General features: G+C 41.7%; 19 protein-coding genes. 12 read left to right on the top strand and 7 right to left on the bottom strand.

All coding sequences use genetic code 11. From position 1 onward, the window contains the following. Window positions 1–113: 113 nt before the first annotated feature. Window positions 114–1,433: a sugar MFS transporter gene (locus BW976_RS21020; protein WP_076376164.1), complete on the bottom strand. Its 1,320-nt coding sequence runs from the start codon at window positions 1,431–1,433 to the stop codon at window positions 114–116. A 365-nt stretch (window positions 1,434–1,798) separates the two neighbouring features. Between BW976_RS21020 and BW976_RS21015 the strand changes: the two genes are divergently transcribed. The 6 genes from BW976_RS21015 (at window position 1,799) to BW976_RS20990 (ending at window position 9,356) form a co-directional block, all read left to right on the top strand. Continuing rightward, window positions 1,799–2,779, top strand: coding sequence for a glycosyltransferase (locus BW976_RS21015; protein ID WP_076376162.1), 981 nt, complete (start codon window positions 1,799–1,801; stop codon window positions 2,777–2,779). A gap of 224 nt (window positions 2,780–3,003) precedes the next feature. Next, entirely contained in the window at window positions 3,004–5,016 is a 2,013-nt protein-coding gene (locus tag BW976_RS21010) for an ArnT family glycosyltransferase (protein WP_076376160.1), read from the top strand. Window positions 5,017–5,352: 336 nt separating this feature from the next. Then, entirely contained in the window at window positions 5,353–6,231 is an 879-nt protein-coding gene (locus BW976_RS21005; RefSeq protein ID WP_076376158.1) for an EamA family transporter, read from the top strand. A 275-nt stretch (window positions 6,232–6,506) separates the two neighbouring features. Next, window positions 6,507–7,112, top strand: a complete 606-nt coding sequence (locus BW976_RS21000) for an FMN-dependent NADH-azoreductase (RefSeq protein WP_076376156.1) — start codon at window positions 6,507–6,509, stop codon at window positions 7,110–7,112. 422 nt (window positions 7,113–7,534) lie between these two features. Next, window positions 7,535–8,554: a UDP-N-acetylmuramate dehydrogenase gene (murB, locus tag BW976_RS20995; RefSeq protein ID WP_076376154.1), complete on the top strand. Its 1,020-nt coding sequence runs from the start codon at window positions 7,535–7,537 to the stop codon at window positions 8,552–8,554. Window positions 8,555–8,819: 265 nt separating this feature from the next. Further along, the gene (locus BW976_RS20990) at window positions 8,820–9,356 is read left to right on the top strand and encodes an RNA polymerase sigma factor (RefSeq protein ID WP_076376152.1); all 537 of its coding nucleotides are present in this window, start codon (window positions 8,820–8,822) and stop codon (window positions 9,354–9,356) included. 83 nt (window positions 9,357–9,439) lie between these two features. On the opposite strand, the gene BW976_RS20985 is transcribed toward BW976_RS20990, so the two are convergent. Continuing rightward, window positions 9,440–10,234 (bottom strand): hypothetical protein, encoded by a 795-nt coding sequence (locus tag BW976_RS20985; protein WP_076376151.1) that lies wholly within the window; start codon window positions 10,232–10,234, stop codon window positions 9,440–9,442. Window positions 10,235–10,440: 206 nt separating this feature from the next. Here BW976_RS20985 and BW976_RS20980 point away from each other — a divergent pair, with 206 nt between their 5' ends. Both BW976_RS20980 and BW976_RS20975 read left to right on the top strand, forming a co-directional pair. Continuing rightward, window positions 10,441–13,446, top strand: coding sequence for a leucine--tRNA ligase (locus BW976_RS20980; protein WP_076376149.1), 3,006 nt, complete (start codon window positions 10,441–10,443; stop codon window positions 13,444–13,446). A gap of 257 nt (window positions 13,447–13,703) precedes the next feature. Beyond that, window positions 13,704–16,238 carry a TonB-dependent receptor gene (locus BW976_RS20975; RefSeq protein WP_076376147.1) on the top strand — a complete coding sequence of 845 codons (2,535 nt, stop codon included), beginning with the start codon at window positions 13,704–13,706 and terminating at the stop codon, window positions 16,236–16,238. Window positions 16,239–16,387: 149 nt separating this feature from the next. Here the strand turns inward: BW976_RS20975 and BW976_RS20970 are convergent, their stop codons facing one another. After that, window positions 16,388–18,199, bottom strand: coding sequence for a MutS-related protein (locus BW976_RS20970; protein WP_076376145.1), 1,812 nt, complete (start codon window positions 18,197–18,199; stop codon window positions 16,388–16,390). A 70-nt stretch (window positions 18,200–18,269) separates the two neighbouring features. Here BW976_RS20970 and rlmH point away from each other — a divergent pair, with 70 nt between their 5' ends. From rlmH to BW976_RS20955, 3 genes are all read left to right on the top strand, one after another. Further along, a complete protein-coding gene (rlmH, locus tag BW976_RS20965; RefSeq protein WP_076376143.1) occupies window positions 18,270–18,743 on the top strand; it encodes a 23S rRNA (pseudouridine(1915)-N(3))-methyltransferase RlmH in 474 nt (157 codons plus the stop codon). A 163-nt stretch (window positions 18,744–18,906) separates the two neighbouring features. Further along, window positions 18,907–19,836, top strand: coding sequence for a cation diffusion facilitator family transporter (locus BW976_RS20960; protein WP_076376141.1), 930 nt, complete (start codon window positions 18,907–18,909; stop codon window positions 19,834–19,836). A 182-nt stretch (window positions 19,837–20,018) separates the two neighbouring features. Continuing rightward, on the top strand, window positions 20,019–20,429 hold the full coding sequence (locus BW976_RS20955; RefSeq protein ID WP_076376139.1) for a Dabb family protein: 411 nt from the start codon (window positions 20,019–20,021) through the stop codon (window positions 20,427–20,429). Window positions 20,430–20,594: 165 nt separating this feature from the next. On the opposite strand, the gene BW976_RS20950 is transcribed toward BW976_RS20955, so the two are convergent. The 3 genes from BW976_RS20950 to BW976_RS20940 all read right to left on the bottom strand — a co-directional run bounded on the left by BW976_RS20950 (window position 20,595) and on the right by BW976_RS20940 (window position 22,271). Then, entirely contained in the window at window positions 20,595–21,110 is a 516-nt protein-coding gene (locus BW976_RS20950) for a DUF5606 family protein (RefSeq protein ID WP_076376138.1), read from the bottom strand. Window positions 21,111–21,213: 103 nt separating this feature from the next. Beyond that, window positions 21,214–21,651 carry a peptidylprolyl isomerase gene (locus tag BW976_RS20945; RefSeq protein WP_076376394.1) on the bottom strand — a complete coding sequence of 146 codons (438 nt, stop codon included), beginning with the start codon at window positions 21,649–21,651 and terminating at the stop codon, window positions 21,214–21,216. Window positions 21,652–21,743: 92 nt separating this feature from the next. Then, the gene (locus BW976_RS20940) at window positions 21,744–22,271 is read right to left on the bottom strand and encodes a hypothetical protein (protein ID WP_139332373.1); all 528 of its coding nucleotides are present in this window, start codon (window positions 22,269–22,271) and stop codon (window positions 21,744–21,746) included. Window positions 22,272–22,514: 243 nt separating this feature from the next. Here BW976_RS20940 and BW976_RS20935 point away from each other — a divergent pair, with 243 nt between their 5' ends. After that, window positions 22,515–23,696, top strand: coding sequence for an asparagine synthetase B (locus tag BW976_RS20935; protein ID WP_183590107.1), 1,182 nt, complete (start codon window positions 22,515–22,517; stop codon window positions 23,694–23,696). A 186-nt stretch (window positions 23,697–23,882) separates the two neighbouring features. Here the strand turns inward: BW976_RS20935 and BW976_RS20930 are convergent, their stop codons facing one another. Continuing rightward, window positions 23,883–25,988, bottom strand: coding sequence for a putative porin (locus BW976_RS20930; protein WP_245834759.1), 2,106 nt, complete (start codon window positions 25,986–25,988; stop codon window positions 23,883–23,885). Between the last annotated feature and the right edge of the window lie 84 nt (window positions 25,989–26,072).

The raw sequence follows: 26,072 nt of genomic DNA, 5'->3' as shown, positions 1-26,072 counted from the left end.
GAGAAATCTTATACGATTGGCTTATCGGGCGTATAAGATTTCTTCTCGTTCCTCGTCGAAATGACATTGAGGTAATCCTTAAATACACAAAATCAAGGTTCAGACAAATGTTTTTACACCGCTATCACATGCTTCCCTTTTTTGTAACCGATGGCTGCAAAATACAGGATGAACAGGTAAATAGGCAGCAAGATCCAGTAAGAGGTTTGTGCTGCTGCTTCGGGACCAAGGCTTGTTTTAAACCGGTCAACCAGGAAACCGTAAATAGGCGGGAAAACTGCCGCGCCGGCTATACCCATTACCAATAATGAGGAACCGATTTTGGTAAACCTGCCCAGGCCCGATAAGGCCAAAGGCCATATAGCCGGCCACATTAATGAATTAGCTAAACCTAGAAGCGCTATACAACTTATCGATGCATATTTGGGAACGAACAGCGCAGCCGCTGTTAAGATCACACCTAAAACAGCCGAATATACCAATGCCTTTTGTTGTGAAATATAGCGAGGAATAAATACAATACCCGCGATATAACCAATAACCATACAGGCCAGTGTGCCGGAAGCAAAATATTTGGCCGTAGATAAAGGAATATGATGCGCGCGACCATAATTAATAATAGAATCGCCGGCTATAACTTCGGCACCTACATAAAAGAACAGGGCTATAACTCCCAATATTAGATGCGGAAACTGGAAGATGCTGTTTTTACTGGAATTAGCTGCAGCTACGGTTTCGTCCTCATGATCGGTATCAATTTCAGGTAAACCCGAAAAATAGATCAATACAGCTAATACAACCAATGCGATGACAATAAGTACGTAAGGTAATATTACTCTGGATGCCAATACATTGAGTTCGGCTATTTTTTGAATAGGATTAAGCTTAGCAAGGTTTGCATTAAAAGCGTCGATATCTTTTAGTACTACTGCACCTAACGCGATGGGTGCCAGCACCCCGGCAAATTTGTTACAAATACCCATGATGCTGATACGCTTGGCAGCGCTTTCGGGCGGACCGATAATGGTGATATAGGGGTTTGAGGCAGACTGGAGTACTGCCAGGCCAGACCCCTGTATAAACAGCCCGATCAGGAAAATGGCATAAGTTCTGGTTAAAGCCGCAGGTATAAATATCAAGGCACCAACAGCTATGACCAGCAGACCCACCGCCATACCATTTTTAAACCCGAAAATGTTAAGCATCCAGGCCGATGGTTTGGCCATCAACAGGTAAGCGATATAAAAAGCGCTGGCAACCAGGTATGATTCGATATTATTAAGCTGACAGGCAATTTGTAAATAGGGTATCAATACAGAATTTAGCCAGGTTACAAACCCGAAAATGAAAAATAATGCACCTATGATGATGATAGGATTTATACCCGATCTTTTTACTACAACCGGATTTTCGACTTTGATAGCAGTAGCCATTTATTTCTTTTAGTTAAATTGTTAGGAACTTAATGAAGTTTCTAAAATAATTAAAAAAGTTGGTAGATTGTATTGATAATGTGAAAATTAGTAAAATTAAATGAGGTTATATTTATCTTATTTAAGTGATTTATGCTGTTTGTATGATTTTTTTGGGTGATTTTTCTTTAAAAAGCGACCCAATTATGTGTTTTATTGATTTATCAAACGTTTGCGTAGCTGTTTTTATGTACAATGCCTGTAAAAGTCAATATTTGAAAAAAAATCAATTTGTTGCAAGGTGTTGGTTTAATAGATCATCTATTTCAGAAATACTCAATCCAAATTAAAATTCCGAAATTCGGGCGCTTACATTCATCGCCTGCATGAAAATATTAATAGTTAACAATACCGTGATACCGGCTGCCAAATACGGCGGTACCGAAAGAGTGATCTGGTGGTTAGGGAAAGAATTTAACCGCCTTGGGCATGAGGTTACCTACCTGGTAAGCGCGGGCTCTGCCTGTCCCTTTGCGAAGGTACTGGTGTATGATCCTGCTGTCGACATGAACCAGCAGATGCCTGATGATGTGGATGTGGTGCATTTTCATTTCCAGGTAAGTGGTTTTACCAAAAAGCCATACCTGATTAATGTGCATAACAACCCGGGCTTTGGACAAGTGCTGGATCAAAACTCGGTATTTGTATCGGCCAATCATGCGGCACGGCATGGTTCTACCACGTTTGTACACCACGGTCTTGATCCTGACGATTATCCTAAGCCCAATCTGCAGCAAAAACGTACGCATACTCATTTTTTGGCCAAAGCAGCCTGGCGCGTTAAAAATGTAAAGGGCGCTATTGATATAGCCACCCAAAGCCACAATAAGCTGGTAGTATTGGGCGGCACGCGTTTAAACCTGAAAATGGGACTGCGTTTTACGCCCAATTTAAATGTAAGCTTTAAAGGCATGGTTGATAATAACCAAAAGTCGGTAGTGTTGAATGCTTCCAAAGCTTTATTGTTCCCAGTTTTATGGCACGAGCCTTTTGGTTTGGCCATTATCGAGAGCCTTTATTTTGGCTGCCCGGTTTTCGGCACGCCTTACGGATCATTACCCGAACTGGTATCCGCCGAGGTCGGCCTGCTGAGTAACAGCAAACAGGAACTGATAGCCGGACTAAAATCTGTTGATACTTTTAACAACCAGCATTGCCATGATTATGCCATAGAGCATTTTACCGTTCAAAAAATGGCGCAGTGCTATCTGGTCCTTTATGAAAAGGTGTTGAATGGCGAAACACTGAACCCGGTTAGCCCGACCTTGAAAGAAGCATCGCCCAAATACCTGCCCTGGAAGGAGTAAAATAGTGCAGATTTTTAATCTCCTGTGCCTTATTTTGTCATGCTGAACGCAGTGAAGCATCTATTAGCAGCAATTCATAGCTTGTTAATAGATCCTTCGTGCCTCAGGATGACAAAAATATTAAGTTTTTTAAAATTTGAAAAAGGCCAAATTTTCAAAGAATCTTGATCACACAACAGCGTAATAATATTATAATGTGTTATTTTGTACCCTAAATATCTCCGGTGAATAGTTCAGCAACCACTTTATCTCCCGCGTATAAAAAGCCATACATCATAGTGCTGGCATTGGCCATATTGGTGAATATAGCCGGTATTGGTATCCGTTATTTTACCGACGATCCGAGTTTGTACAGCGTGATTGCACGGGGCATGGCCCAAAGCAATAATTTTACCGATCTGATTTATCATGGCAAAGACTGGCTGGATAAACCGCACTTTCCGTTTTGGATGGCTGCACTCAGTTTTAAGATTTTTGGCATCAATACCATCGCTTATAAATTACCGGCCCTGCTGTTTTTCCTGATGTCGGTGGCGTATACCTATAAACTGGCCCGCAAATTTTACGATCTGGAAACCTCGCTGATCGCCACACTGATATTACTTACCGCGCAGCATGTACTCATGTCAAACACCGACGTGCGGGCCGAGCCGTATATCATGGGTTTGCTGATGGGCGCTATATATCATTTTTATCAACTCAAAGAGCGTTTTGGTTGGACCGATATTTTGCTAGGCGCCCTGTTTGCCGCTTGTGCGGTCATGACCAAAGGTATTTACCTGCTCATCCCCATCGGCAGCGCTATTATAGGCGATTACCTGTTTAAAAAAGATATCAAAAGCTTGTTCCATTGGAAATGGCTGCTGGCCTTTATACTGGTGGCCACTTTTACGCTGCCCGAAATTTATACCTTATATATACAGTTTGATATACACCCCGAAAAAGTGGTGTTTGGCAAAACAGGTATATCTGGTATTCATTGGTTTTTGTGGGATAGCCAGTTCGGTCGTTTCAATAACAATAGCTTTATCCGTAATAGTCACGGGAGCGTGTTCTTTTTTCTGCATACGCTGCTATGGGCTTTTGCGCCATGGATGCTGTTGTTTTATTGCGCTTTGATCAAGCATATTGGTAAAATGATCAAAGGGGTAAAATTGCCCGAGTATATCACCATCAGCGGTTCAGTAATCATGCTGTTGATATTTTCGGTCTCCAAATTTCAGCTGCCCTTTTATACCAATATCCTGTTCCCTTTTTTCGCCATCATCACGGCGGGCTCTATCCGGGAGGTGATCCAAAACAAAAGTAAATTCTTTACCATAGCTCAATATACCATTGTGACCTTGCTCATCATCGCGGTAACCGTGCTCAATTTTGTTTTCGAGCCCGAACGCTGGCCGGTATTTGTATCGCTTTGTATCCTGCTCACCGGTATTACCCTGTACATTTATAAAAACAGCGGCAACCGGCAAAGGGCCTTGGTTTTATTAACCGCTGTAATAGGTTTATGGGTTAATGTTTATTTGATGGGCGTAGTTTACCCCACGCTATTAAAATTTAAAGGCGATGTTCATGCAGCCGAATACATCAACCAGCATTATCCTAACGATGAGATCATAGCCGCTTTTGACGTACCCAACGCTTTCGATTTTTACACCCATCAGCCGGTAGCTTTTATGAGTATGGCCCAGGCTGCTGCGCACAGTAAGGCCCTTATCCTGATTGACGACGGATTAAAGGCCGAACTGGAAAAGAACCACACCAATTTCCGGATAGTACAGGCGTTTTATAATTATCCCCGCGAAAACATAATCTTGCCGTTCATCATCAAAACCAGAAGGCTGGGTACCCTGGAGCGTTTTTATTTGGTGAGGATAGGTAAAGGTCTGAATGGCAACTTCGTCAGTAATCATTACATCAAATGGGTTTACAACTCGAAAGCCGGAAAGGATGATCAATATGGTCCCAAGGAAATATCCTCAATAATTGAATTCTCGGCCAATGGCGTAAGAATCAAGCAGACGAAAGGGTTTGAGCCACAGAACTACACTGTTGCTTCTGTCTCTGAAAGAGTTTTAGATTCCACTTTACATGTTAAAGAGTTCACGTATAAATTAAAAGATGCCCAAGGTCATGCAGTATTATTATATGCAACAGTTAATGGTACAGACTGTAAATTTGATTTCTTTAAGGGCGATACCGCACGTGTAACGTACACAAACAGCAATAAACTATAAATCCAGTCGAGCGACTGCGAAAGCTAAAAAAGCTCAGGCCATAGTGCGATTCCTTCCCCCGGGAATGGGAGGACGGGGTTTCTGCAACTGGCATTTCTTATATCAAAATAATTCATCCCTTGACTTCAAATACTATTATACCTACATTGCGGCTGTAATTATCATATCATCATGTTACAATTCAAAACAGTTCTTCCTCCACCAGTAGTTGTTGCTTAAGCAAGGCAACCGGTTATTACTGTAAAAACAGCTTTAATACATTCCTGCTACAGGCGGTTGTTTCGTGCTATCTTATTTTTTAGCCATTCATTCTATTTTCTTATTTCAACCGCAACAATGAACAAATATATGTTTATGGTATTTGCCGGGGCATGCAGCTACGGCATACTTTCTACTTTTGTAAAACTGGCTTACCAGGCCGGCTACACCATCGAGGAGCTGAGTGTTACCCAGGCTTCCATCGGTTTTATCGTATTAACTACATTAACATTAATTCAGGGATATTATAAAAAGCCCGAAGCCATGTCGATACCCGTATCAGCGTGGCTTTATTTATTGCTTACCGGTGCCTGTATCGGTATGACTTCTTATGTATACTATCTTTCGGTAAAATACATCCCGGCCTCTGTGGCCATTGTACTGCTCATGCAGTTCACCTGGATCGGCATATTACTGGAGTGGCTGTTTTTTAATAAAAAGCCAGCGGCCATTCAGTTCATCATTATAGGCATCATCTGGATAGCCACCATTATAGCCAGCGGGGTGCAGGGTACGCAGAATAGTCATCTGCCCGCAATGGGTATATGCTATGGCTTATTGTCAGCAGTGTTCTACGCTGTTTTTATATTGATCAATAGCAGGTTAAAATACGCGGTCAGTTCCTTGATGAAAAGCTCAGTCATGATCATGGGCTCGGCTATTTCATTAATCATCTTTACGGGTCATCAATTATTAGCTGTTCACCATTTTAATATACAGCTATTGAAATGGGGGATGTTCCTGGCTTTGTTTGGTACCATTATCCCGCCGCTTTTATTTGCTTCGGGGATACCCAAAACGGGTCATTTTAAAAGTTCGGTGCTGATGACGGTGGAGTTCCCGGTGGCCATGTGCTGCTCCTGGTTTTTCCTGGGCGAACATATAAGTTTGCTGCAATGGATAGGAGTTATTGCAATGCTTATGGCCATTGTGGGTATCAAACGGAAGAGCGCGTAATAGCAGAGATACTACACATCTCTTATTTACTACCGGATTTGATCTTAACCCTCCCGGCGATAAATCCGTCCGGAGGGTTATTTTTAGGGTGTTATGGTGAGCTCGTCGAACCATGGTGGGCAGGCTTCTGCGCACGAGTCTTCGACGGAGCTTAGGCTGACACCCTCTTATTTTGGCATTTGTCCCCATTCCCAACTTACAGTCGTCATCAAGGCAAACAACAAATTAAACAACGATGAAAGACTTTGTATTAACCCTACCAAACCAAAATTAAAATGAAACAGATACTTCATATCATATCAAGCGCAAACGGACAAAGTTCTGTAAGCATTCAACTGGGAAACGCTATTATTGAAAAAATCAGGCAAACCTACCCGGGTAGTGTAATTAAAGAACGTAACTTACTGGAAAATCCGCTGCCGCACCTGGAGGAAGCGCATATTACATCCTTTTTTACACCACCGGAATACAGAACCCCCGAAAACCTGGAAGCTATTATTCATTCTGATGAAGTAATAAAGGAAATTAAAGAGGCGGATATCCTAGTTATCGGGGCGCCGATGTATAATTTCGGTATTCATTCTACCCTGAAAACATGGATTGATCATTTGATCAGAGTTGGTCTTACTTTTAAATATGATGATAAGGGAAACCAGCAAGGATTGATCGAGGGGAAAAAAGTTTACCTGGCCCTGGTATCAGGTGCTGTTTATTCGGAAGGGCCCATGCGCCCAGCCGATCATGTAGAACCTTACCTGAAAACTATATTGAGCTTTATTGGCTTGAGTGATATTACCTCATTCCGTGTGGAAGGTCTGGCTATACAGGGATTAAAGGACACCGCTTTCCAAAAAGCTATCGAAAGTATTTGTATCAGCTAAGCGTGAAGCTTCAGTCGCCCGGGTTTGATATTGCCTGTTAAATTTCGTATATTTACCATAAGGAATGGCCCGGTGTACTGTTTATCAGTACACCGGGCCGTTTTATTAAAGGATAAAAGGGACAAAAAATAGGGTGTTTTGTAAGTAGTTATTTGATAGTCAATTATTTAATACTTTTTAAAGTTTTAAAAACGCATCACAATCGTGTTAAAATTTGTTAAAAAGTGTTAAAATCGATGGTTTTTGAGTGATTTTGGGCCTGTTTTTAGCCGTTTTTGAGTCGAAAAGTGTTAAAATTTAAGGTTTAAAAAGTTTTTACATCCTCTATTGATTCACTAGCGTAGGGGTGAGAGTAAAATAAAATTCCGAAATTCGCCCCAATAAATCCGACATCGAACATCCGATATCCGAAATCAAAAAATATGCTGCAAATACAGGAAAAGGTATCGCTCAAAAATTTTAACACCTTTGGTATCGACGCTTATGCCCGTTATTTTGTGGAGATAGCGCATGAGAGCGAACTGGTGGAACTGTTTGCCGATCCGCAATGGCAGCAAATTGAGCGGCTGGTGCTGGGCGGTGGCAGTAACCTGCTGCTGGTGAGTAATTTTGAAGGGCTGGTGATCCGCATGAATATCCGCGGTATTGAGCACCGTATCAGTCATAACGATGTTTTTGTAGAGGCCGGTGGCGGCGAGGTATGGAACGACCTGGTAAAGTTTTGCGTAGCCCGTGAATATGCAGGTATCGAAAATCTGAGCCTGATTCCCGGTTCGGTGGGTGCATCGCCTATCCAAAACATCGGGGCTTACGGGGTGGAGCTGAAAGATGCCTTTTTAAGCTGCCGTGCTTTTGAAATTGCCACCAGTACTTTTAAAACATTTACCAAAGCCGATTGCAAATTTGGCTATCGCGAAAGTGTATTTAAAAATGAATTGCGGGGCTTGTACATTATCGTGTCGGTAAAATTTCAATTATCCCTTACTCCTGATATCAATACACAATACGGCGCCATAGGGCAGGAACTGGCTAACCGGGGTATCACCATGCCAACTATAAAAGATGTGTCGGATGTAGTATCACATATTAGGGTATCTAAACTGCCAGATCCATCAACTATAGGTAATGCGGGGAGTTTCTTTAAAAATCCATTGATCAGCGTGGAAGAGTTTGGCGTGCTCCAGGCAAAATTTCCGGATGTGGTTAATTATCCGGGTGGCGATGGCCTCGTCAAATTAGCTGCCGGCTGGTTGATTGAACAGTGTGGCTGGAAAGGAAAAGTGGTAGGAAATACGGGTACGTGGAAAAATCAGGCACTGGTATTGGTGAACAATGGTGGTGCTACGGGTGCAGAAGTGTACAGTTTTTCGTCGCAAATCATAGACAGTGTGTACACTAAATTTGGCGTTATGCTACAACGCGAGGTGAATATTATTAGTTAAATAATTTTATTCTAATTAAACTTTGGCTTTCGTTTTGCGTCAATAGTATAACATTCTTGTTACGAAATTAAATTTCATTGGTTTTTCATTTAGGCTTAGTATTCTAATTAATAAGTTGTTTTTCAGTATGTTAATTGTTTATATAGTGTAATATTTACACACTTGTAATTTTTGTCAAAATTCTCTTTTGTCTTTGTCGCAGTCCCCAAATTAATTTTTAAGTGGCATCAAGGTTGCCTAAGAGTTGATACAAAACTTTAACAAAATGACAAAGATTGAGTTTAACACCCTAGTACTACGTCAGGCAAGTTCATTAAGGTCTTACGCCCTTCATTTTACGCATGACGCAGATGATGCTAACGACCTTGTCCAGGATACAATGTTGAAGGCCATAACTTATTACAATAAGTTTAAAGAGGGTACTAATTTAAAAGGATGGTTATATACCATCATGAAAAATACATTCATCAACAATTATCGCCGTTTTGTTAAAATGAGCACCTTTGTTACCAAGTCTGATGAAATCTCTTCTCCAAACCTGGTGTACAGCTCGACAAAAAATCAGGGCGAGGCAAAATTTGTGATGGACGATATCAAAAGAGCGCTTGACCGCTTACCAGAAGATTATTATGTACCCTTCACCATGTACTTTGAAGGTCACAAATACCACGAAATTGCCGATCATCTGGATATCCCGATCGGTACTGTAAAAACCCGCATCCACGTAGCCCGCAAGTTGCTGAAGAAAAACTTGAAAGCCTACGATAACGGTATTGCCAAACCCGTTTACGCAGAGAATTAATATCTATTAAACTCAAATATATATAATAGAAAAACCCGCTTTTTAGGTGGGTTTTTTGTGCTTTTGATTGGGTAGATAATCTACTATACCGCAAGCCCTGTTTGAAGGTCATAGGTATAGGTTGACCCGTTGATTACTATTTTTACCTGGTGATTCCCCAAAAACTGAATAGTGCCCTTATAATCCCACGTACCATCGGCACCGCTGCCCTTGGTGGCAAAGCTGGCCGAGCCGCTGATGATATCCCCTTCTTTTGTTGGGTCGATAATAAGCGAGGTGAACGAGTAATTATAGCTGGAAATAGTTTTTTTTGATGCTGTTGCTTTGGCCTGTAAATTGGTGTAAACATTCATAGAGCCGGTCATGGACAATTGCGAATCTTTATTGCCTGGTGTTAATAGCTTCATATTGAGTGTTTCGCCGCTTTTGGTTAGTACGATATAGTCATTTGAAGTGATCGATACGTACAAACTATCATATACACTGATACCCGAAAGCGAGCTGCCGGTGCATTGTACGTTATACTTGATCTTGTTCCAGATGCTGAACTTGGCGGTGTCGCTTAAATCGAGCGAAAACTGAAAAGCCGTATCTATTTTAAAATCGCAATCCGGACTGTGGGTTGATTGTACTTTCAGGCGCCCTTTGTGGTTTTGATCCATATTGTCGGGCATATTAGCACCATCTGCAATATTGAACGAACCATATTCGCCATACAATATCTGTTTAAGGTTCATCGCAACAGTGCTGCTTACCACCTTGGTGCTTACCGTGCTGGGATTGCTTTTGTTATTATTGTTTGCGGATTTGATACAAGCCGAATAGCCAATAGCGATACAGGCAAATAGTAAAAGGCTAAGTTTGGGGTACTGTTTCATAATAAAGGTTTGGTGTTCTGTGTAAATTTAACTTATTATCAATGAATTAAGGAAATGGGAAATCAAATTAATTTATAGGGATAATCAGAGACTCGCCCACCTTCAGGATCAAATTATCCGCAGGACATAACAAACAAAGCATCAATAAACTACCAAACTAATAGGTATTTTCTTAATTTCGCAACCTCATACGTGTAAACAATAAAATGGACTATCAATTTAAAGATATAGAGCAAAAGTGGCAGCAGTTTTGGGCCCAGAACGGAACCTTTAAAGCTGAAGATAAAAGCGCCAAACCTAAGTATTATGTGCTGGATATGTTCCCTTACCCATCTGGTGCGGGGCTGCATGTGGGCCATCCGCTGGGTTATATTGCCTCTGATATTTTTGCACGCTATAAACGTTTAAAAGGTTTTAATGTGCTGCACCCTATGGGTTACGATAGCTTTGGTTTACCTGCCGAGCAGTATGCCATACAAACCGGGCAGCACCCTGCTATAACTACCGATGCCAATATCGCCACCTATCGCCGCCAGCTGGATCAGATTGGTTTCTCGTTTGATTGGAGCCGGGAAGTACGCACCAGCTCGCCCGATTATTATAAGTGGACGCAGTGGATCTTTATGCAGCTGTTTAATTCCTGGTATAATAAGGATACGGACAAGGCTGAATCTATTGCTAAACTGGTTGCACATTTTGAGCAAAAAGGCTCAGCCGGTATTAATGCCGTATGCGACGAAGAAGTTTTGAGCTTTACCGCTGATGAATGGAAAGCCCTGGGCAACCGCGAACAGCAAAGTGAACTGTTAAAATACCGATTAACCTACCTGCGCGAAAGCACCGTAAACTGGTGCCCTGCTTTAGGTACCGTATTGGCTAATGACGAAGTGAAGGATGGCTTTAGTGAGCGCGGCGGTTACCCTGTAGAACAAAAGAAAATGATGCAGTGGAGTATGCGCATCACCGCCTATGCCGAACGTCTGTTGCAAGGCCTGGATACCATTGACTGGCCAGAGCCACTCAAAGAAATGCAGCGCAACTGGATAGGCAAGAGTACTGGTGCAAGCGTAAAATTCCCTATTGAAGCCCTACCCAAACCCTCCCCGGAAGGGAGGGCTTTTGAAAAGCAAGAGAATCAAAAAGTCTCCCCTACCGGGGGAGATTTAGAGGGGGCTCGTTTCATCGAAGTTTTCACTACCCGGGTTGATACCATTTTTGGGGTTACTTTTTTGGTGATCGCACCAGAACATGAGTTGGTAACTGCATTGACAACGCCTGAGCAAAAGGCGGATATTGACGCGTACATCACTCAAACCAAAAAGAAATCAGAATTGGACAGGATGGCTGACGCTAAAACCGTATCAGGTGCCTTTACCGGCAGCTATGTGCTGAATCCATTAAATAATGAAAGGATCCCAATCTGGATTGCTGATTATGTGTTGGCAGGATATGGTACTGGCGCTGTAATGGCTGTACCATCAGGCGATCAGCGTGATTATTTGTTTGCCAAGCATTTTAACCTGCCGATAGTACCTATTATCGACATACAAAATATTGAAACGGAAGCCGACCCGACCAAGGAAGGCAAGTATATCAATTCCGACTTTATGAACGGGCTTGCTTATAAAGAAGCAACAGCCGCGGTGATAGCCAAACTGGAAGCCATTGGCGCTGGTAAAGCCAAAGTGAACTTCAGGATGCGTGATGCCATATTTGGCCGTCAGCGTTACTGGGGCGAACCCGTGCCGGTTTACTTTAAAGATGGCTTGCCTCATTTAATTGAAGAGCAACACCTGCCATTGTTATTGCCCGAAGTGGATAAATACCTGCCAACCGAAACCGGCGAACCTCCATTGGGCAGAGCCGAAGGCTGGAAGCACCCGGAAGGTGAATATGAATTGAGTACCATGCCGGGCTGGGCTGGTAGCAGCTGGTATTGGTACCGCTATATGGACGCGCATAATGATGCAGCGTTTGCATCCAAAGAGGCTATTGCTTACTGGAAAGATGTCGATCTGTATATCGGCGGCAGCGAGCATGCAACCGGACACTTGTTATACAGCCGTTTCTGGAATAAATTTTTAAAAGATCTTGACCTGGTAATTGAGGAAGAGCCGTTTAAAAAACTCATTAACCAGGGGATGATACAAGGCCGCAGTAACTTTGTTTATCGTTTAATAAAGACAAAAAGGTTCATTTCTTATAATAAGTTGAAGAAGTTAGAATCCTATTTTCCTGCATTATTAGACACGATATTTGAAGATTCAGAAGATACTGTAAAAGCGATAGTTTCTACTTTTAAACTTGATTACGATAGAGAAATCTACAATATATTCAAGGAAAACTCCGACTTAACAGACGCTGGGGTTTGGAAGTTTAAGGGTTACCAATTTACAAATGTTGATGTAAACATTGTAAATAATGATGTTCTTGACATCGAAAAGTTTAAAAAATGGCGACCTGACTTTGCTGATGCTCAATTTATTCTTGAGAATGGCAAATATATATGTGGGCACGAAGTAGAAAAAATGTCGAAATCCAAGTTCAACGTAGTGAACCCGGATGACATTATTAGCCGTTACGGTGCCGATACCTTGCGTATGTACGAAATGTTCCTTGGTCCGTTGGAGCAAAGCAAGCCCTGGAATACCAATGGTATCGAAGGCGTGTTTAAATTCCTGCGTAAATTCTGGCGTTTGTTCCATAACGAAGCCTGGGAGTTTAGCGTGTCTGATGCAGAGCCGAGCAAAGCCGAATTGAAATCGTTACACAAGATCATCCGTAAGGTGGAGGAAGATGTAGAACGTTTCTCGTTCAATACCTCGGTATCCAGCTTTATGATCGCGGTTAACGAACTAACCGACCTGAAATGTAACAACCGTGCCATCCTGCAGGATATGGTGATTGTTCTATCGTCATACGCCCCGCACATTTGTGAGGAATTGTGGACCTTGTTAGGTAACCCGGCCGGTAGTTTGTCATATGCGCCATATCCAAAATTCAACAGCGCTTACCTGGTGGAGGATGAGTTTGCTTACCCGATCTCTATCAACGGTAAAACAAAAATGAATTTGAATATATCACTAAGCCTGGAGCCCAAAGCTATTGAAGAATTTGTTTTAGCCAACGCCGATGTACAACGCTACCTGGACGGAAAAGCTCCTAAAAAGGTGATCGTAGTAAAAGGCAGAATAGTGAATATGGTGGTTTAAGCCTCAACCCATAAAAATTTGGAGTCATGCTGAACTTATTTCAGCATGACTTTTTTTATGTCATTTTCTTGCTTTGTTGCATAGAATATAAATAATAAACCGGTAGTTAACAAGGTTAAGAAAATTGTAAAGTTTACGCAGAATTAATGCCTTCTTAGTGTAACATATACATGACAATTGCTATTTTCCTAAAAAAATAGAAGATGGTGGTGTAACATTTAATCTATTTTCGCCTCCAATTACGAAAATCCTTATAAATGAAACGTTTTTACATACTTATAGCTCTTTTTTGTTTTGCACTTTCGGCGAAAGCCCAGTTTGGTGTGGGGGGGAGCGGACCGACAACTACGGGCCGTATATCGGGTACCGTAATTGACTCAGTTACTAAGAAACCAATGGATTACACTACTGTGGGTTTATATCGCAGCGGAGGTAAATCGCCTATTACCGGTGTGGTAACCGACGAAAAAGGTAATTTTAAATTAGACAACATCAAACCAGGTAGTTACAAACTGGTGATATCTTTTATTGGTTATCCTTCAAAAACAATTGACCCCGTAACCACAACAGCATCTAAGCCCGATAATAGAATGGGTAACGTATTGCTGGCTCCGGGTGCTCATGCTTTGGCACAGGTAAATGTGGTTGGCGAGGCTCCGCTAATTGAAAACAGGATCGATAAGATTGTTTACAATGCCGAAAAGGACCTTACTTCCGCGGGTGGTAATGCTACAGACGTATTGCAAAAAGTGCCATTGGTAGCGGTAGATATCAACGGTAACGTATCGGTACGTGGCGATGCAAACGTGCGCGTATTGATCAATGGTAAACCATCGGGCGCTACATCGGCCAATTTATCCGATGTGTTAAAAACCATTCCTGCAGATCAGATCAAAAGTATCGAGGTGGTAACTTCTCCATCGGCCAAGTATGATGCCGAAGGTTCTGGTGGTATCATCAACATCATCACCAAACAAAAAAATATATCGGGTATAAGCGGCTCGGTGAGCGGTGGTGTAGGTACACGTCAAAATAATGGTAACGTTAACCTTAACTACAATAAAAACCGCTTTAGTTTAGGTATCAATGCGGGTGGTAACTTAACCTGGCCTCAAACATCGTTAACTACGTTTGACCAGGTATTAAAAGATGCCGCCGGTAATCCATTGGTTCATAACTTTAACAATTCAAGCAGCCGCATTAAAAGGCATGGGGCTATCGGTTCCGTTACCGCAGGTTATGAGTTTAATGCTTATAACAGTATTAACAGTACCTTTAGGCTGAATGATGGTGGTTTTAATGTTGATGGTAGCGGCGTTAATAATATCGATAACCATATTTCACCGATACAGTATTTCAGCAAAAATATGTCTCACAACCATTTTGGTGGTTTTGACTGGAGTATCGACTATACCCACAAGTTTAAAAAAGAAGGTGAGGAAATAACCGTATCCGGACAGTGGAGCCATAGTATTATCACTACAGATTATACTAACTTATTCACCGCACAGAACCCAAGCCAAACCGGCGATAACAATGGTAAAAATAATGAGTATACGCTCCAGTTAGATTATACCCTGCCGGTAAATAAGGTTTTAAAGATTGAAGCCGGTGGTAAAACCATACAACGCCGTATAAATAGTAACTACGATATATTTGATACAGATAACAGTGGCAACAACGCCCAGCGCGATTCGTTAAACTCCAATCTGTATGATTATACACAGAATGTATATGCCGGTTATGCGGTGTTCACCATTACCCTGCCTAAAAGCTATTCGATATTGGCAGGTGGCCGTGTTGAGAACACCCGTATAAAAGGTGATCCGCAAAACCCATTCCAGGATGCTAACAGTACCCTGTTCCAGAATCTGCAGCCGTTTTCGTCAAGCTATACCACATATATCCCAAGTTTAACTATACAAAAACAGTTTGGCAACCAAACGCTTAAATTATCATACAGCAAACGTATAACAAGGCCAAGCCTGCAGTTCCTGAACCCGTTCATTAACCGCAGCAACATCCAGAATCAAAGTGTAGGTAACCCTAACCTGGCTCCTGAGGTTTCACAAACTGTTGAGTTAGGTTATAACACCTTCATCAAATCGTCGGTATTAAACTTTTCGGTTTATTACAAAAGAACTAATGACCTGATAGAGGGCATTGCCGATACTTTGACCGAAACTATTCGCAACCAAACTGTTCATGCAACCCGTACTATATACCAAAACATTGGCCGTAACAATTCATTCGGTGCCAGTTTCTTTGGTTCGGTAAACCCTATCAAACCTTTAACTATAAGGGCCAGTATCAATGGTTATACTTATAGCCCTACTATATTTGATGAGTTTGCCAGCAGTGCTTCAAAAATTGGTACTTATTTCCAATTCTCGGCATTCGGAAGTGCATCTTACCAATTTAAAGGTGATTTCCTGGCAGAATTGTTTGGCTTTACCAACTCGGCACGCCGTACCATACAAGGTACCAACCCGGCATTTGGTATTTATGCCTTTGGTATCAAAAAACAATTCATGAAAAGGAAACTGGCCGTTGGCTTTAACACCGTACAGCCATTTGCCCGCGACAAACATTTTGACCAGAATATCAGCAGCGCAAGTTTCAGCCAAACCAGCTCAACAGCGTTTCCGTTCCGTTCATTTGGTTTAACGTTTAGCTATAGCTTTGGTAAAACTACCTTCAGCAATCCTAATCAACAGAAAAAAGGTGTTAACAACGACGACCAGAAACAAGGAGACCAGAGCGGTGGCCAGGGTGGACCTGGTGGTAGATAAGATACAAGACTGTTAGAGTCAAGAATTAAGAGACAAGAATCAAGACAATAAAAAAGCTCCCGATCATACATGACCGGGAGCTTTTTTATTATAATAACAAGTTAGTCTTGATTCTTGACTCTAACAGTCTTGTATCTATTTTCCAGCCTCTATTCCCCAGCTTCTACATTGATGCCGATTTGCTTAAGCAGCAACGAGGCGTTAAAAGTTTTACACTCGCCATGTTTGATCTTATAGTCAAACAGCATTTCGCCATCTTTAACCTGGATATCGAAATAAAAATTGCGTACGTAATCAGGGTATTTGGTTTCCAATTGAGCTATCTGCAAATCGTGGGTGGCAACCATGCCTACTGCTTTTTTAGCGATCAGCTGTTCAATTACCGCTTTCGAGCCCAAGTACTTATCTACCGAATTAGTGCCTCTGAGCATCTCATCTATCAGGAAAAATATCTTAGGCTCATTTTGCACAGCAGCCAATAACATTTGCAGGCGATCAAGTTCGGCCTTAAAGGTAGAGGTGCTTTCGTTCAATGAATCCTTAATACGCATATAGCTGATGATCGTAATAACCGATACCTGCATACTTTTAGCACATACCGGAGCGCCGCAAAGCGCCAGCACAGTATTAATACCGATGGTGCGTAAAAAAGTGCTCTTGCCCGCCATATTTGATCCGGTGATAATGTCTATCTTAAAAGCATCATCCAGTTCATAGTCATTAGCTATCCGCTTGTTTGTATCTATGAGCGGGTGTGCCATACCCTGCGCTGTCAGGGTGTAACCTTGTCTGTCGTCAATTTGTGGGAAATTCCACTCCGGGTAGTTGATGGCCAGTCCGGCTAAACTAAGCAATGCTTCAAATTCAGCTATTACTTCAAAAGCTGCTTCCAGACTCTCATTATTTTGGCGCTTCCAGTTCTCAATAGCTATTACCTGGCGTATATCCCACAAAAAGAATAAATTAAGTACAAAGGCTATGATCATGTTCAGGTGATAGTTGAGCTTATTGATCAGTGAAGCTAATTCTTTTATTTTGTTAGATGTTTGTCTGGCTTCAAGCTGCTGAGCAAGATCGGAATTATAAACCGTCTGCCATTTTTCTTCTTCAATACGCTCAAAAACATCGGCATAATTGGCCAGGGTATTACCTATTTTACCGGCTATCAGATCGGCTTTGGTGATGTACGCGGCTTTGGAAAAAACCAGACCCATATTGATGATACCCACTAAAATTGGCACCAGTTTTACCACCGGAAAAAACCAGGCCAACACTAGCAGACCGGTGAACAGGTAAGGCGCAATTTTAGTGTAACGGTCGAGCCACTTTTCGCCTGGCATATTCAGGGACATGTGCAGGTATTTGAAGAGATTGGGTAGTTGATTAGCATCCTGTTTGAGAGCAAATAACAGCCGGGTCTGAATATCCAGCTTCCAGTTATTTTTTGTGGCGATCTCTTGAACAGCAGCTTGTCGTGGGAGGATAACCTCTTTAGGCGACGGCTTATCAAACCATTGTGCCAGCTTATTGTTGCCGGTTGAAGTTGCAGTGCGGTTTACCAATTGGTAAAGAGAGGCATTGCCAAAAATGTCAAGATCAGCAGTATAATAATGTTTTTCGCTCGCAAACCGGTTTCCATCGTTATAAATGCTGGCGCGGGTTTGTATGTTGTCGATCTCGTTCAGGTTCACCTTTTGCAGATCGTCAAAATATTGTTTCTGGCGCTCATACTTGCTTTGACGTGCTACCAGCCAGGCAAAAGCAAAAACAAGCACGACAAACGCAGCGGCTACAATGCTAAAATTATCAAACTGTACAGCAATATAAATAGCTACTACAATAAGCGCGAAGATACTAAGCCGCAGCAAGGAGTAAGTATTGGCCAGTTTTTTGTATTTACCAGCTTCCAGACCGGCCATTGCCGCACGTTGCTCATAGTCATTAATAATATCTTGTTGCATAATTGGTGTTTAAAAAAATTGTGGCTAAATAAACACATATATTTTAAATAAACGTTTATTTGTTCAATATATGAAGATCACTTTTTTAACCGTTGGTAAAACAGAAGATGCTTATTTAAAAGAGGGTATCGACAAATATGTAAAGCGCCTGAAGCATTACACCAAACTGGAATTGGTTGAAATTAGCGAATTAAAAAATACCAAGGCTTTAAGTGCTGAGCAGCAAAAGGCCAAAGAGGCCGAACTGATACTTAAAAAAGTGACCCCGCTTGATCACCTCATATTATTGGATGAAAAAGGTATCGAGTATTCATCAACCCAGTTTGCGGCTTATATTAATAAAAAGGAGATCAGCTCATCGGCCAATATGATATTTGTGATTGGTGGCCCCTACGGTTTTGATCAATCTGTTTACCAGCGGGCCAACGATAAAATATCCCTATCACGTATGACATTCTCGCACCAGATGGTTCGTCTGTTTTTTGTGGAGCAACTTTATCGCGCCTATACCATTATTAAAGGGGAACCCTATCATCATGAGTGATCAGATATGCGGATTTCAGATATGCAAATGATTTTTTTATTGCAGCTTCTGACTTATTCCAGTAATCTGCACATCATTTACCAATTGTGAACTTCTGATTAAGACAAAAATCTGCATATCTGAAACTTGCACATCTGCAAATCAAAAATCCTATCTTTGCTAAATGTCAGCAGGTCACGATCATTCACATGCAGGTCATCATCATCATGACCATGCCCCCAAGCTCGATCATTTAAATACCGCATTTATTGTCGGTATCATATTGAATTCGATTTTTATAATAGTTGAGGTAATAGCCGGTTTAACAACGCATTCTTTGTCGTTATTAACCGATGCCGGCCATAATCTGAGCGACGTGGCCTCACTGGCTCTGGCCCTGCTGGCCTTTAAACTCACTAAGGTGAGCGCCAATAGTAAATACACTTATGGCTATAAACGGTCTACCATTATCGTGTCGTTTTTTAACGCATTGATCCTGTTTGTGGCGGTAGGCTTTATTTTATATGAAGCCGTGGTTCGTTTTATGAACCCCGAAGTAGTATCGGGTGGAACGATGGCCTGGGTAGCTTTTATTGGTATTGCTATTAATGGTTTTACCGCGTGGCTTTTTGTAAAAGATAAAGACAAAGATCTGAACGTAAAAGGCGCTTACCTGCACATGGCTGTTGATGCCATAGTTTCATTTGGGGTGGTAGTATCTGGTTTGATCATCTATTTTACCAAAATCTATTGGATTGATAGCGTAGTGAGCGTAATTATAGGTATTGTGATATTACGCGGTACCTGGAGCTTGCTTAAAGATAGTCTGCGTTTGGAAATGGATGGTGTACCTGCCGAAATGGACCTGGAAAAAATCAAAGCCGAACTGATGAAAGGTAAAGGCGTAGTTGATGTACACCACATGCACGTATGGGCCCTCAGCACTACCGAAAACGCACTGACCGCCCACCTGGTGATCAATCCCGAATCAATGACCGACTTTGATAACATTAAACACGATCTGCGCCACCGCCTGGAACACCTCGATATAAACCACAGTACCTTTGAACCCGAGTTTGCCGATGAAAATTGCAAACAACCAGAGTGTTTGTAAGGGAAGGGAGGAGAAACTATTCTAATATGTCATTGCTGAGCGCAGGGTGGCAATCTCTTCGCGTTCTTATTGAAGAGATAGTTACGAGATTGCCACGTCGTTCCTCCTCGCAATGACATAACTGTATAATGATTGTTTCATATAAATAATTCTTATTAATTTAAGGCATTATTTAACCTGTCATGAAATCAAACAGACGCAAATTTATAACCACTACGGCTGCTTTGGCGGCCAGTACTATAGCAGCATCAGCCATGCCATCTTCAGATTATCAAAAAGACGAATTCCCGGTAGTTCACCATGTGTTTTTCTGGCTTAAAAATCCAGGTTCAATTGAGGACCGAGATAAGCTCGTAGCCGGCGTAAAAACATTGGCCAAAATTGAAACCATCAAAAAAATAAAGGTAGGTGTTGTAGCCAGCACCGAAAAACGCGACGTGGTTGATAACAGCTGGGCGGTATCTGAGCTCATGTTCTTTAGCGATCTGGCCGGACAAGCCACTTACCAAACCCATCCCGTACACCTGGAGTTTATTAAGAACTGTAGTCACCTTTGGGAAAAGGTTATTGTGTATGATGCGGTGGATGCATAGGTACAATTTCAGTTTGTCATCCTGAGCGTAGCGAAGGATCTGTTGTTGAATAGTCTAAGAGCAGAATAGATGCTTTACTCCGTTCAGCATGACAAGTACGATTTGTGATAAACAACAAAGCCCCGGTAATTATTACCGGGGCTTTGTTGTTTTAAAGCAAATTGCTTATGCTTTTTTTGCCGGAGCTTTTTTAGCTTTTGCTTTTGGTGCAGCGGCAGACGCCGGTTCAGCAACTTCTTCAACAGCAACAGAGGCTTCAACAGCAGGAGCAGCAGCTTCTACAGGAGCAACAGTTGGATCAAGCTCGTTAAAAAGTGGCAGATCTTTGAGTAACTGATACCATGCTATTACTTTTTTCATGTCGGAGGCATAAACCTTTTCTTCGTCATGATCGGGAGCTACTTCAAAAAAGAACTCCCTTAATTTTTTACCGTCGGCTTTAGCGTCGGGGATGCTGGCAGCGCTTTTCATCTGCTCAAACACATCAGTCAATTTAATATCATCATCAACCCCAAAAATGGTGATCTCGCTCAGTGCCGCTAATTTAGCGGTTGAAAGGTTGGCTACCAGTTTGGTTTTTAGCGCATCAAGACTTTCCAGCACATAACCATTTTTGTTTTGCGCCAGGGCTTTCCACAAACCCGGTTTGCCCGATACGGCTACAATTCCTTGTAAATTCATTTGTTTTGGTTGATTAGGTGATTGGTTGATTGAGTTAAGTAGTTAATCTGTTTTCGACATTTAAACTAATCAACTTAATCAACCACTCACTATTCACTATTCACTATTCTTCTATTACTTCGATGGTTAAAATTTTATCGCCTTGACGAATGGCGTCAACCACATCAACGTTTTCAACCACTTTACCAAAAACGGTATGGTTACGGTCTAAGTGCGCGGTATTATCGCGGCTGTGGCAAATGAAAAATTGTGAACTGCCGGTATTACGACCAGCATGAGCCATTGAAAGCACACCACGGTCGTGATATTGGTTATCGCCGGTTAGTTCACAATCAATTTTTTGATCAGAGCCACCTGCACCGGTTCCGGTTGGGTCGCCACCTTGTACAACAAAGTTGGGGATAACGCGGTGAAATGTCACGTTGTCATAAAATTTTGATTTTGCTAATTTTTGAAAGTTAGCAACAGTATTTGGGGCGTCTTTGTCGAAAAACTCAACAGTCATATCGCCCTTTTCGGTTTTGATAATCGCTTTGCTCATTTTATTTGTTTTTTGGAAAACAGTTGGCAAAGGTAATAATTTTGAGCTGAAAGGGAAAAGGCTTAAAAGCGAAAAGCTTATGAAGAAAAGCCCTACCATGTTGTAAAAGTTAAAGTAAGCGTTTTAGGTCGCGTAGTATATTTAAACTCACCTTTTCTGTTATCATCAAAACTTCTGACATCTGAAAAATCTTTGTTAAAGTCTTTATTTACTTCTGCAATTTTTTCAAGAAACCAATTTTTGCCGTTGATATAACCCATTAAGTAAGTGAACCAAGCCATTTTTTCAAGCTCAGTCATGTTGATTTTATTATCGGGTGTAAAAACAAATGTCCACTTTGCTATTACCAGTTCATCTGGTTTGCCAATTAATTGAATCGAGCTTTTATTTGCATCAACAGCAGCAAAGTTTGGGAGGTTATTTAAGTTCTTTTGTTGTTTAAAAATGAAATCCTTATCCGATTCAGCAATTTTTTTGATTAACGTATCACGATGTATCTGTAATCCTGGTTTAATAGTTGGCGGGTCTCCGTGATTTTGAGCATAAGCAGAAGTAAATGATAGGATAAGCATCGAACATATTAAAACGGAGCTAACACAATTAAGTACAGGTGTTTTCATGTAATTGTTGGTTTAAGGTGTTTGTTTTATAGTAAATATAAAAATAAACTGGGATCCGCGGGAATCAAATAACAATAATACCTCAGTTAATTATTCGTTACATTTGAATATATCTACATACATAATTACAGATTAGTGGCCAGCAAAATATTTTACGTTTCCCGGATAAAGTTATTGGCTTTAAGCCTTTTGCTTTTGGCTTTAACTCCCGTTATATCTAAGGCGGCTTCTATTCTTATTCCGATGGATGATGAGCAGAAAGATCACCTCAAATCATATGGTATCGCTTTCTGGACTTTGAAGAACGGCGAGGAGGTGGACTGGCTGCTGAACTATCGCGGCGGCAGCTTTATGATGAAGTATGATCCCAAGATAGAAGAGGAATGTAAAGTACGCGGCGTAAGCTATCAGGTACTGGCCGATGCCAAGGTAAACGAGATATTAACCGAGGTAAGCGACCCATCAGTTAATATGGATGTAGTTAAGCTGGAAAAAGCGCCCAAGATGGCCGTGTATTCGCCTAAGAATAAGCTGCCCTGGGATGATGCCGTTACCCTGGTACTCAAATATGCCGAAATACCCTACGATGTGGTTTATGATGAAGAAGTAATTCGCGGCGACTTGCCCAAATACGACTGGTTGCACCTGCACCATGAGGATTTTACCGGCCAATACAGCAAATTTTACGGGGCCTTCCGTTTTGCCCAATGGTATACCGATGATGTAAAAGGACAGGAAGAGTTGGCCCACAAGCTGGGCTTTAAAAAGGTATCTAAAATGAAACTGGCGGTTGCCAGAAATATCCGTGATTTTTGTGCGGGCGGTGGCTTCTTGTTTGCCATGTGTTCAGGTACCGATACTTTTGATATTGCCCTGGCGGCTGCCAATACAGATATTTGTGAAAGTATGTTCGATGGTGACTCGGCCGATCCGGATGCGCAGTCGAAATTGGATTTTACCCAGACATTCGCTTTTCAAAACTTTACGCTGGATATGAATCCCATATCGCACCAGTTCAGCAATATTGATGTAACCAGTACCCGCCAGGTAGATCGCACCCGTGATTTTTTTACGTTGTTTGATTTTTCGGCTAAATGGGATGTAGTGCCCAGTATGCTTACGCAGGATCATGATAAGGTGATCAAAGGTTTTATGGGGCTTACCACCGCCTTTAATAAAAATAAGCTAAAGCCGGGTGTAACCATCATGGGTGAAATGAAAACCGCAAACGAAGCCCGTTATATACACGGGGAATATGGCAAAGGACAATGGACATTTTACGGTGGCCATGATCCCGAAGATTACCAGCACGCCGTAGGAGATCCTCCAACCGATCTGAAGCTGCATCCCAATTCGCCGGGCTACCGACTCATACTAAACAACGTATTATTCCCGGCAGCCAAAAAGAAAAAACAGAAAACGTGATTATTGGAGTGAGTAGTGAGTGTGAGAGCGAGACATGGGTGTGAACAACCGCACATTGTTTAATTGAAAAATAAAGATCTCTGTGTTTTTTAAAGGAAAAGCTCCTGCACTTACACTGGTATCTTACACTTAATTATAAAACGTCGAAAATCGCAAAGTTCGCGCACTTGCACTGGCATCTCACACTCAATTATAAAACGTCCAGCTTACGCCGAATTTGAGGAGGTGGTCTTGTTGCGGATACCTGTTCACCGTATAATATCCTTTGCTTGCCAAGCCCTGGTTAGCATAATCATATCCCAGGAATAAATTGGTGCGTTGCAGCGTGGCTTTAAAATATACCGATGCCACCGGATATGATGAAAAAGTAACATTTGCTCCGTTATAAAACTGACCTAAACCAACTGCGTATGACGGCGCCACATATTCCGAATTATAGCGCACATTTATACCAAAGGCCGATTGCAGTACATTAAAAAATGTTTTGGTCAGGTACAAGTTACTGTACGTATATATCTCGGGTGTGCGCAGGGTTGATTGATAATCGGTCTTTTGATAAACAACATAGTTATCAAAATGGAGGTTACGCCATTTTAAACTTTTACCAACGCTTACTTTCAATAAGTTGATATCGCTACCCAATTGTACAGGATGCGCATCGTTGCCGCCATTTTGCGCGGTAAAGTACAGATAATTAGATATCAGGAAATACTCCACCTTTACATCAAACTGTAAAGGGGCATTCACATAATTAAAGGATAAACTGGTGGTTTTTTGATTGCTGAAATTATTATGAAAAATATAATGGTTGGATATCCAGTTGGTATATACCAGCGGTGGCGAACTATTTTGGGTATAAGCCTCTAAAGTAACCTTACCCACGCGGCCTCCCCCGGCAAGGTTGAGTTTAGCATCGTACAAATAATTACCAAAATCGCGCCCCTGTACTATCTGCCTAAAATCGGCATCCAGGCCTATGCGGTCGCTGAAACGATAACCCAGTTTGGCCTTGAGGGTAATATCCTGAAACGTGGAGTTTTGTACCTTGTCCTGGTGTATATATTTGGCCCCGTACTGGTTCAAGGCTGTATCACTTACAAATTGTGCATAGTGCCAAAAATCATGTACCAATCCCAGGTCAAGCTTCAACTCATTTTTGACAAATTTGACCGATTTGCTGCGAAGATAAAAGCTGTACGAAAATTCATTCTGGATGTGCGTATATATCGTCGAGTCGCGCGACCGGTTATTACTGTAATAATAATCCGGGAATACGTTATAGGTATCAACTCCGCTCTGAAGATAGTTGTACCGGCCATTTTTAACATTCAAAGTATGTGATACGCGTTGAGTGGGCAAAACCTTGGAGTTCTCTTTGCCTTTATTCAAACTATCAATACGGCCCAGATAGTAAAACTGCTTAATATATATGCCTTTATCGTTAAAGTTCTCATAGCTGTTGGGCAAACGCACCGGGGCCGATGTTTTAAAAAATACGGAGCCCTTAGCGCTTGTAAACACCGAATCATTTAGGATGGATCCGGTTTCGGGGGCTTTTAGGTTGTTAAAGGTAGCGTTCGCCAGTAAATTGTAACGCTTGTTTTTTGATTCGTACCAGGTAAATATAGCTGCATTAAGACCGCTCACATTTTGGCCCAGTACGCTGCTGCTGCTATAATAACCTTTGGAGCCGTTAAAGTTTAAATTAAAGCCCACGTTCCAGTTGGGTTTAATATTTTGAGTGTGGATTACTTTAAATAGCTGCTCGGCCGAACTGCCAAAGCCATTAAAAAGAGTAAGATTGGAGTAGGCTACCCGCGTGTTATAATAATTGATATCCTGTGGTTGGATGGTGTAAATATCAAGGGCGTGCATTCCTATATCAAACCCAATGGTTTTAACCGGTTCAAACAGCAGGCTTCTTTGCGACAGTCCGGTATAGCCCAGGTGTATGCGCGGGTTTCGCGGATCAAGCAAGGGGCTGTAGTTTTCAAAACGACTTATACCTGTGTCAATTGCAAAGGTTTGGGTACTGTCATTAAGCAATTGCTCGTTGGTTACACGAATGAATTTTGAATTGTAAATTACAGAATCGTGCTTGTTCTCCTCCTTTTTACGCAGGCTGTCCAGTAGTTCATCATCGCTTACCTGCCTGGTTTGTTTGAGTGTATCCCGGGTAGGTAAAGGGCGTTGCCTGCCGGTTTGATTATATTGCGCAAACGCACTATGTACCGATATGCACAACAGGAACAATAAAATATATTTAAATGGCTTACGCTTATTAAGAGTCAAGATATTAGAGTCAGGAATCAAGACAAAAGCCGCTTCATTTAAAGTATGATGCTGTAATATCCTGCCGAAATATTTTCTTTTATT

Source organism: Mucilaginibacter lappiensis, assembly GCF_900155965.1.
GTDB classification, from domain to species: domain Bacteria; phylum Bacteroidota; class Bacteroidia; order Sphingobacteriales; family Sphingobacteriaceae; genus Mucilaginibacter; species Mucilaginibacter lappiensis.
The sequence above is the reverse complement of the archived record's forward strand: the minus strand, read 5'-3'. Positions and strand labels throughout refer to the sequence as shown.